Below are 1,105 nucleotides of genomic sequence, written 5' to 3'. Positions count from 1 at the left end.
TCACGCGGAAGACCGCGGGTTCGAATCCCGTCAGCTCCGCCATTTTGGCTCGGTAGCTCAGTTGGTAGAGCAGTGGACTGAAAATCCACGTGTCGGCGGTTCGACTCCGTCCCGAGCCACCATTTTCATCACAAGTACAAATACCCATGCGGAAGTGGCTCAGGGGTAGAGCATCGCCTTGCCAAGGCGAGGGTCGCGGGTTCGAATCCCGTCTTCCGCTCCACTTTTTCAAAAAAAAACGGGCCCATAGCTCAGTTGGCTAGAGCGCACGACTGATAATCGTGAGGTCGGAAGTTCGAATCTTCTTGGGCCCACCATTCATACTTTTGCCTGTCTCGTGGTGATGGCGGAAAGGTCACACCTGTTCCCATCCCGAACACAGAAGTTAAGCTTTCCAGCGCCGATGGTACTTGGACCGCAGGGTCCCGGGAGAGTAGGACGCCGCGGGGCGGTAGGTAGAAGTTGTACCAATTTCACACGGAGCTGTGGTGTAGAGGCCTAACATGTCCGCCTGTCACGCGGAAGACCGCGGGTTCGAATCCCGTCAGCTCCGCCATCTACAACAAATACCTCGTTTGCGGAAGTGGCTCAGGGGTAGAGCATCGCCTTGCCAAGGCGAGGGTCGCGGGTTCGAATCCCGTCTTCCGCTCCACATGAAAAAGCTCGATCTCTTCGGAGATCGGGCTTTTTTTGTTGCCTTGGTTCGAGTACGTAGGTGAACGGAAGCTCCAGTAGTAGGAGAAGCCGGTTTCGTGGTCTTCTTTTGTCAATTCGAGAGGGACTGTGACTGCAATGTCGAGGGGCGCAGTCGGCGTAGGGTCATCTCGTTATGGTTTTAAATAGCATGAAAATAAACTCATGCCGGTGAGGATCGTGGAGGAAATCGAATGATTGGAGATGAAGTGTGACGAGAACGGCGAGAATGTTTGTTTTTGTTTTCGTTTGGCTTTGGGGCGCGTTTGAGTTCGCAGGACGGGCATGATAAGATAACTCTTGTCGCCGCGAGAGACACAGCGGTTGACGCGATTGATCCTTGAAAACTAAACGAGTGATAGATGAAGATCGATTCGAGTCAGCGAACCAAACTTTTATTGAGAGTTTGATC

At 52.9% G+C, this 1,105-nt stretch carries 5 tRNA genes and 1 rRNA gene; all 6 read left to right on the top strand.

Annotation, left to right across the window (positions count from 1 at the left end):
* The first annotated feature begins 46 nt into the window (after positions 1–46).
* The 6 genes from JJB07_RS23790 to JJB07_RS23765 all read left to right on the top strand — a co-directional run bounded on the left by JJB07_RS23790 (position 47) and on the right by JJB07_RS23765 (position 652).
* Positions 47–122: transfer RNA gene (locus JJB07_RS23790), tRNA-Phe, on the top strand.
* A 26-nt stretch (positions 123–148) separates the two neighbouring features.
* Positions 149–223, top strand: a tRNA-Gly gene (locus tag JJB07_RS23785).
* A gap of 17 nt (positions 224–240) precedes the next feature.
* Positions 241–317, top strand: a tRNA-Ile gene (locus JJB07_RS23780).
* A gap of 16 nt (positions 318–333) precedes the next feature.
* Positions 334–450, top strand: a 5S ribosomal RNA gene (gene rrf / locus JJB07_RS23775).
* A gap of 29 nt (positions 451–479) precedes the next feature.
* Positions 480–556, top strand: a tRNA-Asp gene (locus tag JJB07_RS23770).
* 21 nt (positions 557–577) lie between these two features.
* Positions 578–652 (top strand) — tRNA-Gly (locus tag JJB07_RS23765).
* Positions 653–1,105: the final 453 nt, after the last annotated feature.

The organism is Tumebacillus amylolyticus (assembly GCF_016722965.1).
GTDB classification, from domain to species: Bacteria; Bacillota; Bacilli; order Tumebacillales; family Tumebacillaceae; genus Tumebacillus; species Tumebacillus amylolyticus.
This window is presented reverse-complemented; position numbering and strand designations above follow the sequence as displayed.